Genomic DNA, 16,122 nt, shown 5'->3' on the forward strand with positions numbered 1-16,122 from the left:
TCGCCGATAAGATCCAGTTTCGTGTCTGAATCCTGGCCCACTTCGCGCGGTGTCCGGCTCGGCTCGGGCGTGGATCTGCACCTGGATCTGGGCAGGGGTGACGCAGGGGGCGCGGGTGACGCCGAGGGCGGCGGCGAGGCCGCAGGCGGGCTGCGGGCCGCGCTCGAACGGGCGCTGCGGGACGCCGTCAGGGCCGGCCGGCTGGCCCCGGGCACCCGGCTGCCGTCCACCCGGAAGTTCGCCGCGGAGACCGGGCTGTCCCGCGGCACCGTCAAAGCGGCGTACGACCAGCTCACCGCCGAGGGCTACCTGACCGCCCGGCAGGGCTCGGGCACGGTGGTGGCCGCCCGGCCCGCGCCGGCCGCCGCGCCCTCCGGCGGCGCCCCCGCGGCCAGGCCGCCCCGGCACGACCTGCGGCCCGGCAGCCCCGACGTGACGTCGTTCCCCACCGCGGCCTGGCTGCGGGCCACCAGGAGGGCGCTGGCGGGCGCGCCCTCGGCCGCGTACGACTACGGCGACCCGCGGGGCCGGAGCGAGCTGCGGGAGGCGCTCGCGGAGTACCTGGGGCGCACCCGCGGGGTGCTGGCCGACCCCGGGCGGATCGTGATCACCTCCGGCTACGTGCAGAGCCTCGCGCTGCTGGTGCGGGCGCTCGGCGGCGGCCGCGCCCCGGTGTTCGCCATGGAGGACCCGGGGCTGCCGTTCCACCGCGAGGTGGTGCGCCGGAACGGCGGCAGGGTGGTGCCGCTGCCGACCGACGAGGACGGCGCGCGTACCGATGTGACCGCCGTGCTCGGCGGGGTGGACGCGGCGGTGCTCACCCCGGCGCACCAGTACCCGACCGGGGTCACGCTGCACCCCGCCAGGCGGCAGGAGTTCACGGCGTGGGCCAGGTCCGGCGGCGGCGTGCTGGTCGAGGACGACTACGACGGCGAGTTCCGCTACGACCGGCAGCCGGTCGGCGCTTTACAGGGGATGGCGCCCGACCACGTCGTCTACCTGGGCACGGCGTCCAAGACGCTGGGGCCCGCGCTGCGGCTCGGCTGGATGGTGCTGCCGGCCCGGCTGGTGGACCCGGTGGCCGAGGTGAAGCTGTACAGCGACCACCACACCGGGGCGATCGGGCAGCTCGCGCTGGCCGATCTGATCAGCAGCCATGGGTATGACCGGCATGTGCGGGCGGCCCGGCTGCGCTACCGGCGGCGGCGCGACCTGCTGGTCGAGCGGCTGGTGGGGCCGGCGGGGTCCAGGGCGGACGGCACGGCGGCGGCCGGGGTGGGCTGGCCGGCGGCGTCCGGGGCGGGCTGCCTGGCGGTGGAGGGCATCGCGGCCGGGCTGCACGCGCTGGTCACGCTGCCGGCCGGCGGGCCGGACGAGCGGGAGGTGCTGCGGCGGGCCGCGGCGCTCGGGCTGGCGGTCGGCGAGCTCGGCAGCCACTGGCACGCGGCGGACGAGGGTGCGGACGGTACGGGCGATAAGGGCGGTACGGGTGGTCGTTCAGACGCTGGCGCGGGCCGGCCGCAGGGGCTGATCGTCGGCTACGGCAAACCGGGCGAGGGCGGCTATCCGGCGGCCCTGGACGCGCTGGTGCGGGTGCTGCGGGGGCCGGTGCGGCGAGCGGGCGGCTGACCGGGAGGGCGGACGTGAGGGGTACCCGTACTCCGACGGCGCGCGCTTGGGAAAGGCGCGCCCCGGGGCCGTGCGCGGCGGAAAGCGGCGCCTTCAAGAAGGCGCGGCCAGCTCCGCCCACACCGTCTTGCCGACCCGGTCCGTGTGCCGGATCACGCCCCAGTCGAGGCACAGCCGCTGCACGATGAACATCCCGTGCCCGCCGGGACGCCCGGCACGGTGCGGGGTGCGGGGAGCCGGCTCGCCGGGGCCGCCGTCGGCCACTTCGAGCCTGACGGCCTTCGCGCTGAGCCGCAGCCGCAGCTCCTCGGGGCCGCCCGCGTGCAGGCAGGCGTTGGTGACCAGCTCGGACACCACCAGCAGTACGTCCTCGGCGGCGGCCGTGCGGTCCTCGGAGCGGGCGGGCAGCCAGCCCCAGTCGCGCAGCGCCTGCCGGGTGAAGTCACGGGCCCGCGGCACGATGCCGGTCTCGTCGGGCGCCAGCGTGAGCCGTCGCACCTCTGACGAGTACGCGTTCGCATCGGCCTTCCCGGGCCCGGAACCGGAACCGCCGGTGCCGGCCGTACCCGATTCCGCGTTCTCCGCGTCGGATCCGCGGTCATCAGCGGGGAAGGGCCGGGTGGTGCTCATCAGGGCCTCACCTCACGGATGTCCGACTGGTTTCGACAGTCTTCTGCCCGGTGGATCTCCGGGAAACCACCCGCGTCACCCGAAACATCGCGCACCCGGCACTCGCCACTCACGCCTCACAGCCCCCGTTCGCACCACGCTATTCCTGAAGTGCCTGGTCAAGCGCGTCATAGATCGTGAACACCGCTTCCGCGCCGGTGATCTCGAAGACCCGGGCGACGGTCGGGCGCATGGCCGCGAGCAGCACCTCGCCGCCGGCCGCCTCGGCCCGCAGCCGGGCGCCGAGCAGCACGTTCAGCCCGGTGGAGTCGCAGAACTCCAGCTCGGAGCAGTCGATCACCAGCCGCTTGACCCCGGCGTCCACGGCCGCCCCCAGCGGCTCGCTCAGCAGGTCGGCGGTGTGGTGGTCGAGCTCTCCCGCCGGTGTGAGGACCGCGGTCCGGCCGTCCTGTCTGACCTCGACATGCAGCCGGCCCAGGCCGGCGGTGCCGACCGCTTCGCGGTCCATTTGCGCTCCTTCGTCAATCTGCGGTGACGCGCCTTCCGACCCTACGCGTTCGGCGGGTGGGGCGGTAGTCACGGTGTGAGGGCTCTGACGTGCGACGGTACCGGGGACGGCGCCAGGTTTTCGCAGTACGGAAGTTCGTCGCCGAAAACTTGCGGCATCCCCCGTAGAAGGGGTAGGGGTGGAGATACGGCATCGGCATCGCCTACCGCCGCACATGAGGGAGGAGCACATGACACCCCGGCTCGGCCTGGATCATGAGCAGGAGCAGCTCGAGGGTCTCGACGGACTCCCGGAGATTCCACCGTACGAAAGCATCGGGGCGGTGGACGCGCGGGCGCTGTCCAAGACGCTCTTCGCCCGCCTCCAGTCGCTGGAGGAGGGCACCGCGGACTACTCGTACGTCCGCAACACACTGGTCGAACTCAACCTCGCCCTGGTGAAGTTCGCCGCGTCCAGGTTCCGCACCCGCAGCGAGCCGATGGAGGACATCATCCAGGTCGGCACGATCGGCCTGATCAAGGCGATCGACCGGTTCGAGCTCAGCCGCGGGGTGGAGTTCCCGACCTTCGCGATGCCGACCATCGTGGGCGAGATCAAGCGCTTCTTCCGGGACACCAGCTGGTCGGTACGGGTACCGCGGCGGCTCCAGGAACTGCGCCTGGACCTGGCCAAGGCCGGCGACGAGCTGGCCCAGAAGCTGGACCGCACCCCGACCGTCCGCGAACTGGCCGAGCGGCTCGACCTGCCCGAGCACGAGATCATCGAGGGCATGGCGGCGAGCAACGCGTACACCGCCAGCTCGCTGGACGCGCAGCCCGCCGAGGACGACCCGGAGGGCGCGCTCGCCGACCGGATCGGCTACGAGGACGGCGACCTGGAGGGCGTGGAGTACCTGGAGTCGCTCAAGCCGCTGATCGCCGGGCTGCCGCTGCGCGACCGGACCATCCTGTCGCTGCGCTTCGTCGGCAACCTCACCCAGTCCGAGATCGGCGAGGAGCTGGGCATCTCGCAGATGCACGTGTCGCGGCTGCTGACCCGGACGCTGTCGCGGCTGCGCCGGGGGCTGATGGTCGAGGAGTAGCCCCGGGACGTACGAGGACGGCGCGTCGGCCTGCTAGGCGGCGCGCCGGCCGTCTTTCCACACCGCCGCCGCCAGCGGGACTCCCGGGCGGTAGGCCAGGTGCAGATGGCTCGGGGCGTCGAGCAGCAGCAGGTCGGCGCGCGCGCCCGGCGTGACGGTACCGATGTCGGTACGGCGCAGGGCGCGCGCGCCGCCGTATGTCGCGGCCCTGACCGCCTCGTCCGGGGTCATCCGCATGTCGCGGACGGCGACGGCCACGCAGAAGGGCATCGAACTCGTGTAGGACGAGCCCGGGTTGCAGTCGGTGGACAGCGCCACGGTGGCGCCCGCGTCGAGCAGCCGGCGGGCGTCGGGGTAGCGGGCCCGGGTGCTGAACTCCGCTCCCGGCAGCAGCGTCGCCACGGTGGTGTCGCGGGCGTCGGCGAGCGCGGTCACGTCGGCGTCGTCCAGGTGCGTGCAGTGGTCGGCGGAGGCGGCGCCCAGCTCGACCGCCAGCCGCACGCCGGGGCCCTGGCCGAGCTGGTTGGCGTGCACCCGTGGGATCAGGCCGCGGGCCGCGCCCGCGGTGAGCACCGCCCTGGCCTGGTCGCCGTCGAAGGCGCCGCGCTCGCAGAAGGCGTCGATCCAGCGGGCGTGCGGGGCGCAGGCGTCCAGCATCGGGCCGGTGACCAGCTCGACGTAGCCGGCCGGGTCGGCGGCGAACTCCGGCGGCACCACGTGCGCGCCCAGGTAGGTGACCTCGTCGGTGTGCCGGGCGGCGACCCGCAGCGCGCGGGCCTCGTCGTGCACGGTGAGGCCGTAGCCGGACTTGGTCTCCAGGGTGGTGGTGCCCTGGTAGAGCGCCTCGGCCACCAGCCGGCCGACGTTCGCCGACAGCTGCTCGTCGGTGGCGGCGCGGGTGGCGGCCACGGTGGTGCGGATGCCGCCGGCGCCGTACGGGCTGCCGCTCATCCGGGCGGCGAACTCCGCGCTGCGGTCGCCGGCGAAGACCAGGTGCGAGTGGGAGTCCACGAAGCCGGGCAGCAGCGCGCGGCCGGCCGCGTCGAACCGGTTGTCAGTGGGGGGTGCTTTGCTGGAGGCACCGATCCAGGCGATGCGGCCGTTGTCGATGACGACGGCGGTGTCGTCCTCGATCAGACCGAGGAGTCCGTGCGCGGCGGGGAGAGAGGGATCGTTGGTGACCAGGCTGCCGATGTGGGTGATGACGGTGCTGCCGGCTCTGCCGGGACGGCCGATGCTGCTGCCGTACGTGCTGGTGCTGGCCGTGCTGGCGCTGGGCGTGCTGGGGCCGGCTTCGGTCATCGCGTGCTCTCCGGGGGTGCCCGGGGTGCCGGTCATTCGTGTACGGCGGCGATCGCCGCGGCCAGTGCGGCGGGCACGTCCTGGACCAGCAGGTGCTGCCCGTCGCGGACGACCGGCCGGCCGGCCACCACGGTATGCCGAACGTCCGCCGCGGTCGCGGCGAATACCGCGGTCTCGCCGCCGAGCCGGGGCGGCGGCCCCGCGGTGCGCACGGAGTCGAGTGCGATCGTCGTGAAGTCGGCGAGCGCGCCGGCCTCCAGGCGGCCCGCGTCCGGCCAGCCCAGGCAGGCATGGCCGTCCTCGGTGGCCGCGCGCAGCAGTTGGGCGGCGGTCCAGTGGCCGCGGGCACGGCTGCGCAGCCGCTCGTTCAGCTCCATCGCGCGCGCCTCCTCGAACAGGTCGATCACCGCGTGGCTGTCGCTGCCCAGGCTCAGCGCCGCTCCGGCGCCGCGCAGTTGGGGCGCCGGGCCGATGCCGTCGGCGAGGTCCCGTTCGGTGGTGGGGCACATGCACACCGTGCTGCCGGAGCGCCCGATCAGCGAGATGTCCTCGCCGGTCAGGTGGGTGGCGTGCACGGCGGTGGTGTTCCGCCGCCAGAAGCCGGAGTCGGCCAGCAGCCGGGCGGGGGTGCGGCCGTGCACGGCCAGGCACGCCTCGTTCTCGGCGGGCTGCTCCGACAGGTGGATGTGGGTGGGCACTTCGGCGGTCCGCTCGGCGAACCTGCGGTAGCCGTCCCGGTCGGAGAAGGCCCGCACCGAGTGCAGCGCCGCGCCGATCCTGGCCTGGTCGCCGCCCTTGAGCTGCGACCAGCGGTCGTACCAGCGGTCGCCGGTGCCGTCGCCGAACCTGGTCTGGGGGCCCTCCAGCGGCCGGTAGCCGCCGCGGGTCAGGCCGCCGTGCAGGTAGGCGGTGTCGAGCAGGGTGATCCGGATGCCGGCCTCGGCCGCGGCGGCGAGCAGCGCCTCGCCCATCGCGTTGGGGTTGTCGTACGGGGTGCCGCCCTGCTGGTGGTGCAGGTAGTGGAACTCGCCGACGCAGGTGATGCCGGCCAGCGCCATCTCGGCGTAGACGGCGCGGGCGAGGTCGAAGTACGAGTCGGGGGTGAGGCGGAAGGCGGCGGAGTACATCATCTCGCGCCAGGTCCAGAAGGTGCCGGAGCCGACCTGGGTCAGGCCGCGCAGCGCCCGGTGGAAGGCGTGGCTGTGCGCGTTCGCCAGGCCCGGCAGGGTCAGGCCGCGCAGCACGGTGGCGCCGGGCGGGGCGGCGGTCACGCCGGTGCGCAGTTCGGTGATCCGGCCGTCCGTGACGGCCAGCAGGACATCGGGCTCGGCGTGCGTGCCGAGCCAGGCGTGCTCGAGCCAGTAGGTCACCTGCACGCGAGGCCTTCCAGTACGTCGGCGAGTGCGGTCACCCCGGCCAGGCAGTCGTCCTCGGCGGCCGACTCGGCCGGGGAGTGCGAGACCCCGGTGGGGTTGCGTACGAACAGCATGGCGGTCGGGACGGCCTCGGAGAGGATTCCCGCGTCGTGTCCCGCGCCGGTCGGCAGAACGGGCACGGCCGTACGGGCGCCCTCGCCGGTCAGCAGGGCCGCGAGCCGGTCCCGCAGGTCGTGCGCGAACTCCACCACCGGGGTGAACGACTCCCGCGCCACGGTCACCCGCACGCCGTCCCGTTCGCCGCGCTCGACGGCGGCCTTCCGCACCGCGGCCACCACTTCGGCGAGGGTGGCCTCGTCGGCGGCGCGGGAGTCCAGCCAGCCGCTGACCAGGGACGCGATGGCGTTGACGCCGTTGGGCTCGACGCTGACCTTGCCGAAGGTGGCCAGCGCCCCGGCGACCCTGGCCTTCTTGCGGGCGGCCAGCACGGTGTTGGCGTAGGTCAGCATCGGGTCGTGCCGGTCCTCAAGACGGGTGGTGCCGGCGTGGTTGGCCTCGCCGTGGAAGTCGAACCGCCAGCGGCCGTGCGGCCAGATGGCGGAGGCGAGGCCGACCGGGGCGGCCAGCTCGTCCAGGGCGCGGCCCTGCTCGACGTGCAGTTCGACGAAGGCGGCGATGCGGGAGAGGCGTTCGGGGTCGGGGCCGATCGCCATCGGGTCGTGGCCCGCGCTCTCCATCGCGGCGGCGAGGGTGACGCCGTCGGCGTCACGCAGGTCGCGGGCCGCCTGGGCGGTGAGCTTTCCCGCCGTCAGGCGGGAGCCGGTGCAGGCGAGGCCGAAGCGGGCGCCTTCCTCGTCGGCGAAGTTGACGACGGCGAGGGGTTTGTGCGGCTCGGCGCCGCGGGCCTTGAGTTCGTCGAGGGCGGCGAAGGCGGAGATCACGCCGAGGGGGCCGTCGAAGGGGCCGCCGTCCGGGACGGAGTCCAGGTGCGACCCGGTGACGATCGCCTCCCCGGCGAGGGGGTTGCCCTGCCAGGCCCACTGGTTGCCGTTGCGGTCCTCCTCGTAGGCGAGGCCGCGGGTTTGCGCCTGCGCTTTGAACCAGGCGCGGCAGTCCCCGTCGGCGGACGTCCACGCGAACCGGCGGTAGCCGAGCGTCCGGCCGTCCCGGCCGATGGGCAGGAGGTCCCGCCACATCTCCCGAAATCCGCTGGGGTCGCCTCCGGCGGTCTGCTCCCCTACCCCGCCCCTTCCCGAAACCAAGGGCTCCGCCCCTGGACCCCGCTCCTCAAACGCCGGAGGGGCTGTTTTTCGCTCGCCGGGCCCCGAAGAACCAGCCCGTCCGGCGCTTGAGGACACGTTTTCAGCCCGTCCGGCGATTGAGGACAAAGGGGCGGGTGGGCGGGGAAGAGAAGCCCGTCCGGCGATTGAGGACCCGGGCCCCGGCTGGGCGCCGTTGTTGGGTGGCTCGCTCACCGCAGGTGCTCCCGCATGGGGGTGCGCACCCCGCGCCCCGCCGCCACCTCTTCCGCCTCCGGATAACCCGCGTCCACGTGGCGGATCACGCCCATCCCCGGGTCGTTCGTCAGCACCCGGCGGATCTTCTCCGCGGCGAGTGCCGAACCGTCGGCCACCGTCACCTGGCCGGCGTGAATGCTGCGGCCGATCCCTACGCCGCCGCCGTGGTGGATCGACACCCACGACGCGCCGGAGGCCACGTTCACCATCGCGTTCAGGAGCGGCCAGTCGGCGATCGCGTCGGAACCGTCGCGCATGGCCTCGGTCTCGCGGTAGGGGGAGGCGACGGAGCCGGCGTCGAGGTGGTCGCGGCCGATCACGATCGGGGCGGCAAGGGTGCCGTCGGCGACCATCTCGTTGAAGCGTTCGCCCGCGCGGTCGCGTTCGCCGTAGCCGAGCCAGCAGATCCGGGCCGGCAGGCCCTGGAAGTGGACGCGTTCGCCGGCCAGCCGGATCCAGCGGGCCAGCGACTCGTTCTCCGGGAAGAGGTCGAGGATGGCCTGGTCGGTCTTGTGGATGTCGGACGCCTCGCCGGACAGCGCGGCCCAGCGGAACGGGCCGCGGCCCTCGCAGAACAGCGGGCGGATGTAGGCGGGGACGAAGCCGGGGAAGGCGAAGGCGCGGTCGTAGCCGTACAGCTTGGCCTCGCCGCGGATGGAGTTGCCGTAGTCGAAGACCTCGGCGCCGGCGTCCTGGAAGCCGACCATCGCCTCGACGTGCTTGGCCATCGACTCGCGGGCCCGCTCGGTGAACTCGGCGGGCTTGGCGGCGGCGTAGTCGGCCATGTCGGCGTGTTCGACGCCGAGCGGCAGGTAGGCGAGCGGGTCGTGCGCGGAGGTCTGGTCGGTGGCGATGTCGATGGGTGCGTCCATGGCGAGCAGCCGGGGCACGGCGTCGGCGGCGTTGCCGAGCACGCCGATGGACAGCGGGCGGCGCGCGTCGCGGGCCTCGGTGGCCAGCCGCAGGGCGTGGTCGAGGGAGTCGGCGCGGACGTCGAGGTAGCGGTGCTCGATCCGGCGGTCGATGGCCCGCGGGTCGCAGTCGACGCAGATCACCACGCCGCCGTTCATGGTGACGGCCAGCGGCTGGGCGCCGCCCATGCCGCCGAGCCCGGCGGTCAGCGTGATGGTGCCGGCCAGCGTGCCGCCGAACCTCTTCTCGGCGACCGCGGCGAACGTCTCGTAGGTGCCCTGCAGGATGCCCTGGGTGCCGATGTAGATCCACGAACCGGCCGTCATCTGCCCGTACATCGTCAGGCCGAGGGCTTCGAGGCGGCGGAACTCCTCCCAGGTGGCCCAGTCGCCGACCAGGTTGGAGTTGGCGATCAGCACCCGCGGCGCCCACTCGTGGGTCTGCATGACGCCGACCGGGCGGCCGGACTGGACGAGCATCGTCTCGTCCTGCTTCAGGCCGCGCAGGGTGCGGACCATCGCGTCGAAGGAGTTCCAGTCGCGGGCGGCCTTGCCGGTGCCGCCGTAGACGACGAGCTTGTCGGGGTGCTCGGCGACCTCGGGGTCCAGGTTGTTCTGGAGCATCCGCAGCGCCGCCTCCTGCGGCCAGCCCTGAGCGCTCAGTTCGGTGCCGCGCGGCGCGCGCACCGGCCTCGGTCCCGTCATCGGTCCGGCCTCCTCGTTGACTGCCCGTCCACTGGGTCTGGAATCCACCGCGTCCGGTCCGCCGCGCCTCGTCCGCCGCGTCGGCTGTTCAGCAGATCTATTCACATCCTGGTCACCTGAATAGCTCTAGTCAACAAGGCCGGGTGGCGGCTCGCCGCGGCGGGATGGTGGGATGTCCGCCATGACCGACGCTGCTGTGACGAACGAGACCGGCTGGGACGAGGCCGGCACCCGGCGGGAGCTCGCGCTGCACGCGGCGGTGCGGCAGGGTCTGGTCGGGGCGGCCGAGCCGGTGACCGGGCTGCTCGACGCCACCGGCATCGAACGGTCGGCGCGGGCGCTGCACGCGGCCTTCGCCACGCCGGGCGTGGCGATCACCCATACGTTCGCGGTCAAGGCGGCCTCGCTGGTGCCGGTGCTCGCGCTGCTCGGCGAGTGCGGGCTCGGCGCGGAGGTGGCCAGCCCCGGCGAGCTGGCGCTCGCGCGCGCCGCGGGCATCCCGGCGGCGGCGACCGTACTCGACTCGCCCGCCAAGACGGTGGCGGAGCTGCGCGAGGCGCTCGCGCTCGGCATCGCGGTCAACGCGGACAACCCGCAGGAGCTCGCCAGGATCGACGGGCTGCTCGACGGCGGCCCCTGCGCCGCGCCGATCGGGCTGCGGGTCAACCCGCAGGTCGGCGGCGGCAGCATCGACGCGATGAGTACGGCCACGGCCACGTCGAAGTTCGGGGTGGCGCTGCGGGATCCCGGCGCGCTCGACTGGGTGCTCGCCGCCTACGCGCGGCGGCCCTGGCTGAACCGGCTTCACACGCACACCGGTTCGCAGGGGGTGCCGCTGGAACTGATGGCGGCGGGGGTGCTCGCCGCCTACGAGCTGGCCGAACGGATCAACGCGGCGGCCGGGCGGCAGCAGGTGACGGTGCTCGACATCGGCGGCGGGCTGCCGGTCAACTTCGGCTCCGACGAGGTCACGCCGTCGTTCACCGACTACGCGGATCTGCTGCGGGCGCGGGTGCCCGGGCTCTTCGACGGGCGGTACGGGCTGGTCACGGAGTTCGGGCGGGCGCTGCTCGCGAAGAACGGGACGGTGCTCGCGCGGGTCGAGTACGCGAAGTCGGCCGGCGGCCGGCGGATCGCGGTCACCCACGCGGGCGCGCAGGTCGCCACCCGCACGGTGTTCACCCCCGGCGCGTGGCCCCTGCGGGTGCTCGCCCTCGACGGCAAGGGTTACCCGAAGGGCGGCGAGCAGGCCGTCCAGGACGTGGCCGGCCCGTGCTGCTTCGCCGGGGATCTCGTCGCTACGGGGCGCGCGCTTCCGCTTCTCGAGGCGGGGGATCATGTGGCGCTCCTCGACACCGGCGCGTACTACTTCTCGAACCACTTCGCCTACAACTCGTTGCCGCGCCCGGCAGTCTGGGCTTTCACCGCCCACGCGGACGGCACGGTGGATTTCGCCCCGGTGCGGGCGCCGCAGACGCTTCCCGAACTCCTCGCGGAAAGCGGCGCGAACCTCCCGCCCCTGCGCCGCGGCTAACGCCCCTCCGGGGCCCGGCCCCGGCTCCCCACCCGCGCCCCGGTGGTGGGCTGGTCGCGCCCACGCGGCGGAGCCGCACATCAGAAACAGCCCCGCGCCCCTTCGGGGCACGAACCCCGGTTGCCAATCCGCGGCACCGTCGTGGCTTATCGCGCAGTTCCCCGCGCCCCCTACGGGGCGCAGATGACCGCTGGCCGCAAGGGGCACCTACCTAGGGGCGCGGGGAACTGCGCGACCAGCCCACCACCGGGGCGCGGACGGAATCGGACCCGGGGACGTACGGCGGGCCCCGAAGGGGCGCGGGGCTGTTTCTGATGTGCGGCTCCGCCGCGTGGGCGCGACCAGCCCACCACCGGGCGGACGGTCCCGCGACGGCCCGAAGGGGCTGGGCCGGGGGAATCCCCGGACGGAGCCCGGGGCTATCTGCGGGGGCCGCCGCCCGGGGCCGCGTCGCCGGCGGCTATGCCGGTGAGGTGGTAGGCGGACGGGTTGCCGTCGAGGCGGACCCACAACAGGGCGTCGCCGCGGCGTTCTATGCGGGCCACGCGGCGGGACCTGGCCCAGAGGCCGGCGCCGAGGCCGGCCATGAGCATGCCGCCGGCGCACGGCAGCGCCAGCGATGACGCCGCGGCCACCACGAAAGCCGCGAGCAGCCACCACCTCCGCCGCAGCAGCCACGTCCGCGCGGTCACCCTGCGGTCCTGCAGAATCACCGTCTTCGCGGCCCGCGACGCCGCTTCCGCCCGCTCCTCGTAGCGTCCGACCCGTACGAGGTACGCGGTCACCGCCGTGACGATGAAGAGCGCCGCGCCGGCCATCACGCCGATCCGCCGCCCGGTCGGACTGAACGTCACCGCCGTGCCGGGCGCCGCGGCGATCACGCCCAGCCACCACAGCCAGCACGCCGCCGCGCGCACCCTCACCGCCACCCGCGCCAATGTGTAGGCCCCGCGCGCCATCCCGCGCCTCCTCCGTACCGCTCCAAGGGTCGCCGCAGCGCGCGGCCGCACCCGGTAAGTGGTCGGGAGCGTACTTCGCGATTCTCAGATTTTCGTTAAGACGTGGGCCCGGACACGCCCCGGGGACGACCCCGGCTACGCCCGGCTCAGTCGGCGAAGACCCCGCGGGCCGCCGCGTGCGCGTCGAACTCCTCCAGGCGGGCCTGCGCGTCCGGCAGGTCGTCGCACATGGACTCCAGGAGCACCCGGCCGAGCAGCATCGGCCCGCACGGGGTGTCGAAGGCCAGGCCGGTGCCGACGGCCGCGGGCAGCAGCAGGTCGCTGTGCGCGGCGACGGGCGCGAACGCGCTGTCGGCGACGGTGACCACCGTCAGCCCGCTCTCCCGCGCCTGGCGCAGCGCGCCGAGCACCTCCCGCGGGTGCCGGGGCAGCGCGAAGCACAGCAGCGCGCTCGCCCCGGCCCGCACAGCCCCGTCGATCCGGTCGGCGAGCAACGTGCCGCCCTCGTCGAGCAGCCGCACATCGGGGTGCACCTTGGCCGCGAAGTACGCGAAGCCGCGGGCCTGGGCGGCGGCGGCCCGCAGCCCGAGCACCGGCAGCGGCCGGGAGGCGGCGAGGACGGCGGCGGCCCGGGTGACGGGCGCGGGGTCGGCGAGGAGTTCGGCCAGGTGCCGCAGGTTCTCGATCTCGGCGTGCACGGCCTGCTGGTACTCGTTGTACCCGGCCGCGGCGGGCTCGGCCCGTACCGGCGCGACCTCCCGCAGGTGGCGGCGCAGCGCCGGGTAGCCGTCGAAGCCGAGGGCGACGGCGAACCGGGTGACCGAGGGCTGGCTGACCCCGGCGAACTCGGCCAGCTCCACGCTGGACAGGAACGGCGCCTCGGCGGCCTTGCGGACCAGGCAGTGCGCGATCCGCCGCTGGGTGGGGGTCAGCCGGTGCGCCTCGAAGAGCGCGAGCAGCCGCGCGGAGGCGCCGGCCGCCCCGGTCCCGTCACTCATCGCCCGTCCGTCCCTCCGCACCGCGACGCGCACTCCCGCGTCCACCGCGGTTATTCACCGCTCCCCGACTCTGCATGACGTTATGCAGCCAGGCAAGCCCCGCACCGGGTCAACCAGGTCAACCGGGTCAACCGGGTCAACCGGGTCAACCGGGTCGGCTGCCCGACCGCTCACTCCCCCAGCCACCGCGCGAGCACGGCGGCGTGGCTGAGCTCCAGCTCCTTGGTGGCGGTCAGCAGCGTCAGCCCGCCCGTGCCCGCCCCGGCGGCGAGCTCGCGCAGCTGCGCCACGGCCGCCTCGTGCGCGGAGTCGTCCAGCTCCGCCCGGTAGCGGTCGCGGAACCCGGCGAACAGCTCGGGGTCGTGGCCGTACCAGCGGCGCAGGTCGGTGGAGGGGGCGATGTCCCGCAGCCACGTGTCGAGCCGGGCCGCGTCCTTGCGCATCCCGCGCGGCCACACCCGGTCGACGAGCACGCGCGTGCCGTCCCCGGCCGCGGGCTCCTCATAGATCCTGCGGTACGCGACCTGCTGCGTCATGACGGCACCTCACTCGTCGCCGGGCGGCCTGCCCCACCCGCCGAGCGTATCGACCCACCGTGAGGACCGCCCGGCGCGCGCATAGGAGCCCGGCGCAAAGGCCCGCACAGCCCGAGGGCCGGACGGTGGGTGATCCACCGTCCGGCCCTCGGTCGTGCGTCCGGGCCGCCGCTGAGCGGCGGCCCGCTGCGGCTCAGTGCTGCCGGCCGCTCTCGTCCAGCTGGCGGTCCTGCTGCCCGGCCGCGCCCTGGCTGCCGGCCGCGACCAGCGAACCGTGGTCCGCGCCGCGGTCCGCGTGGCCCGGCCACCAGGCCGCGTGGCCGATGAGCGCGGTGAGCGCCGGGGTGAAGAACATCGCCATCACGAACGCGGCGATCACGATGCCGAAGGCGATCGCGAAGCCCATCTCGGTCAGGAAGGTGTTCCCGGACAGCATGAGGGTGGCGAAGGTCGCCGCCAGGATGAACCCGGCCGCGCCGATCGTCGGCCCCGCGTGCCGCAGCGCCTCTGCCGCCGCCTCGCGTGGATTGCGGCCCTCGCGGGCCTCCTCTCTCAGCCGGGCGATCATCAGGATGTTGTAGTCCGTGCCGATCGCCACCACGAACAGGTACATGATGATCGGCAGCATGAAGATCAGCCCGTCGCCGCGGCCGAAGATCAGCACCGTGGAGCCGAGGGTCGCGCCGAAGCCGAGCGCCACCGAGGCGATCAGGTACCAGGGCGCCACCACGCTGCGCAGCAGCAGTCCCAGGATGATCATGATCAGGATCGCGGCGACCGGGAAGACCGTGCGGTAGTCGTGGTTGACGGCCGCGTTGATGTCCCGGTAGATCGAGGACGTGCCGCCGACCACCGCGTCGGTTCCCGGCGGCGCGTTGTCGCTCGCCACCGTACGGACCTTGCCGACCGCGGAGATCGCCTGGTCGCTGGCGCCGGAGTACTTCAGCGTCAGCGAGAACAGCGCGGTGCTCTTGTCCTTGCTGAGGTCCTTGCTCTGGTCGAACGTGGCGTCCGCGACGCCGTCGGTCTGCCGCAGCTTGCTCTCGAACGCCGTGAAGTCCACGCCGGTGAGCGGCTTGCCGTCGGTGGTGCGCAGGAAGACCGAGGTCGGGTCGGCGGCGCCGGCCGAGTACGCCTTCTCCATGGTGTCCTGGACGACCATGGACTCCTTGGTCTTGGGGATGGACCCCGAGGCCAGGTCGTAGTTCGCCTTGAAGCCGAGGGTGCCCAGCGCCAGCAGCACCATGACCAGGCCGGAGACGATCGCCACCAGGCCGGACTTCTTGCCGAGCATCCGGCCGATCGCGGCGAACCGCGCGTCGCTCGGCTCCTGCTGCCACTTCTTGCCGGGCCAGAACAGCGCCCGCGGCGGGATCAGCGAGCAGATCGCCGGGAAGAGCGTCAGTCCGGCGATCAGGGTGACCGCGACCAGGATGGCCAGCGCCGGGCCGAGCTGGGTGAGGAAGCCCAGGGTGGACAGGGTCAGCGCCAGGAAGGAGATGATCACCGCGCCGGCCGCCGAGGCGATGGCCTCGCCGACCCTGGTGACGCTGTTGATCATCGCCTGCTTGGGTTCGTCACCCGCCCGCAGCCGTTCTCGGTAGCGGAACATCAGGAACAGGAAGTAGTCGGTGCCGACGCCGAGCACCACCACGATCAGGAGCGCCGACAGCGAGTTGTTCGCCTTCAGCCCGAACAGCTTGGTGGCGTCCGCGATCAGCGCGTTCGACGTGGTGAACACCACACCGGTCAGGATGAGCAGCGGCATGATCGCGATGATCGGCGACCTGAAGATGATCAGCAGCGTGATGATGATGATCAGCAGCGAGCCGACCAGGGCCACCGCGTCCGAGGTGTTGCCGGCCTCCTGCTGGTCGAGCGCCTGCGCGGCCTGACCGCCGAGCTGCACCTTGAGGTCGGTGCCCTTGGCGAGCGCGGTGGAGTCCTTGCGCAGCTCCTTGGCCGCGTCGGCCTGCTTGGGCTGGCCGGCGGACTCCTTGTTCATCTGGACCAGCGACGTCTGGTACTTGCCGTCCTTGGACAGGCTGCCGTCGATGACCTTCTGGACCTGGTCGATCTTCTTGGTGCCCAGATCGTGGGTGATCTTGCTGATCTCCGCCTTGTCCGCGGCGGTCAGCGGGGCGTTGTCGTTCCGCTGGTAGAGCACGATCGCGGACGGCGTGAAGTTGGAGGGGAACGCCTTCTCCTGGATGTCCATCGCCTTGATCGACTGGTAGCTGCTGGGGAGGAAGCTACTTTCGTCGCTGTTCGACGGCAGACTCGGCGCTGTGGCGACGATCGCGACGGCTGCGATGAGCCACGCGACAATCGTCCATACGGGATGGCGGACGACTACGCGTCCGATGCGGTGGAACATGCGGTGCTGCCTCCATGGCAGGACGAATCACCGCCACCCTTTGGAGCGGGGCCCGGGTA

Annotated in this window: 13 protein-coding genes; 3 read left to right on the forward strand and 10 right to left on the reverse strand. The window is 73.4% G+C overall.

All coding sequences use genetic code 11. From position 1 onward, the window contains the following. Positions 1-21 precede the first annotated feature (21 nt). Positions 22-1,629: a PLP-dependent aminotransferase family protein gene (locus ACQPW6_RS13210; protein ID WP_433889785.1), complete on the forward strand. Its 1,608-nt coding sequence runs from the start codon at positions 22-24 to the stop codon at positions 1,627-1,629. A 93-nt stretch (positions 1,630-1,722) separates the two neighbouring features. Here the strand turns inward: ACQPW6_RS13210 and ACQPW6_RS13215 are convergent, their stop codons facing one another. Together ACQPW6_RS13215 and ACQPW6_RS13220 are read right to left on the reverse strand one after the other, a co-directional pair. Beyond that, a complete protein-coding gene (locus tag ACQPW6_RS13215) occupies positions 1,723-2,259 on the reverse strand; it encodes an ATP-binding protein (protein WP_433889786.1) in 537 nt (178 codons plus the stop codon). A 139-nt stretch (positions 2,260-2,398) separates the two neighbouring features. Beyond that, positions 2,399-2,767, reverse strand: a complete 369-nt coding sequence (locus ACQPW6_RS13220) for an STAS domain-containing protein (protein WP_433889787.1) — start codon at positions 2,765-2,767, stop codon at positions 2,399-2,401. Between the two features lie 229 nt (positions 2,768-2,996). Between ACQPW6_RS13220 and ACQPW6_RS13225 the strand changes: the two genes are divergently transcribed. Next, entirely contained in the window at positions 2,997-3,848 is an 852-nt protein-coding gene (locus ACQPW6_RS13225; RefSeq protein ID WP_433889788.1) for an RNA polymerase sigma factor SigF, read from the forward strand. 33 nt (positions 3,849-3,881) lie between these two features. Here the strand turns inward: ACQPW6_RS13225 and hutI are convergent, their stop codons facing one another. The 4 genes from hutI to hutU form a co-directional block, all read right to left on the reverse strand. Then, the gene (gene hutI, locus ACQPW6_RS13230) at positions 3,882-5,150 is read right to left on the reverse strand and encodes an imidazolonepropionase (RefSeq protein WP_433889789.1); all 1,269 of its coding nucleotides are present in this window, start codon (positions 5,148-5,150) and stop codon (positions 3,882-3,884) included. A gap of 32 nt (positions 5,151-5,182) precedes the next feature. Then, on the reverse strand, positions 5,183-6,526 hold the full coding sequence (locus tag ACQPW6_RS13235) for a formimidoylglutamate deiminase (RefSeq protein WP_433889790.1): 1,344 nt from the start codon (positions 6,524-6,526) through the stop codon (positions 5,183-5,185). Next, positions 6,517-7,722 (reverse strand): allantoate amidohydrolase, encoded by a 1,206-nt coding sequence (locus ACQPW6_RS13240; RefSeq protein WP_433889791.1) that lies wholly within the window; start codon positions 7,720-7,722, stop codon positions 6,517-6,519. Before ACQPW6_RS13240 ends, ACQPW6_RS13235 begins: the two co-directional genes overlap by 10 nt. A gap of 275 nt (positions 7,723-7,997) precedes the next feature. Further along, entirely contained in the window at positions 7,998-9,659 is a 1,662-nt protein-coding gene (gene hutU / locus ACQPW6_RS13245; RefSeq protein ID WP_433889792.1) for a urocanate hydratase, read from the reverse strand. Positions 9,660-9,840: 181 nt separating this feature from the next. Between hutU and ACQPW6_RS13250 the strand changes: the two genes are divergently transcribed. After that, a complete protein-coding gene (locus ACQPW6_RS13250; protein ID WP_433889793.1) occupies positions 9,841-11,193 on the forward strand; it encodes a diaminopimelate decarboxylase in 1,353 nt (450 codons plus the stop codon). Positions 11,194-11,612: 419 nt separating this feature from the next. Here ACQPW6_RS13250 and ACQPW6_RS13255 read toward each other — a convergent pair whose 3' ends face one another. From ACQPW6_RS13255 to ACQPW6_RS13270, 4 genes are all read right to left on the reverse strand, one after another. Next, the gene (locus tag ACQPW6_RS13255) at positions 11,613-12,152 is read right to left on the reverse strand and encodes a hypothetical protein (protein WP_433889794.1); all 540 of its coding nucleotides are present in this window, start codon (positions 12,150-12,152) and stop codon (positions 11,613-11,615) included. A gap of 146 nt (positions 12,153-12,298) precedes the next feature. After that, positions 12,299-13,150: a MurR/RpiR family transcriptional regulator gene (locus ACQPW6_RS13260; protein ID WP_433889795.1), complete on the reverse strand. Its 852-nt coding sequence runs from the start codon at positions 13,148-13,150 to the stop codon at positions 12,299-12,301. A gap of 170 nt (positions 13,151-13,320) precedes the next feature. Then, a complete protein-coding gene (locus ACQPW6_RS13265; protein ID WP_433889796.1) occupies positions 13,321-13,686 on the reverse strand; it encodes a DUF488 domain-containing protein in 366 nt (121 codons plus the stop codon). A 193-nt stretch (positions 13,687-13,879) separates the two neighbouring features. Then, on the reverse strand, positions 13,880-16,063 hold the full coding sequence (locus ACQPW6_RS13270) for an MMPL family transporter (RefSeq protein ID WP_433889797.1): 2,184 nt from the start codon (positions 16,061-16,063) through the stop codon (positions 13,880-13,882). Positions 16,064-16,122 lie beyond the last annotated feature (59 nt).

This window comes from Streptomyces sp. CA-111067, assembly GCF_050956065.1.
In the GTDB taxonomy this organism is placed as follows: domain Bacteria; phylum Actinomycetota; class Actinomycetes; order Streptomycetales; family Streptomycetaceae; genus Actinacidiphila.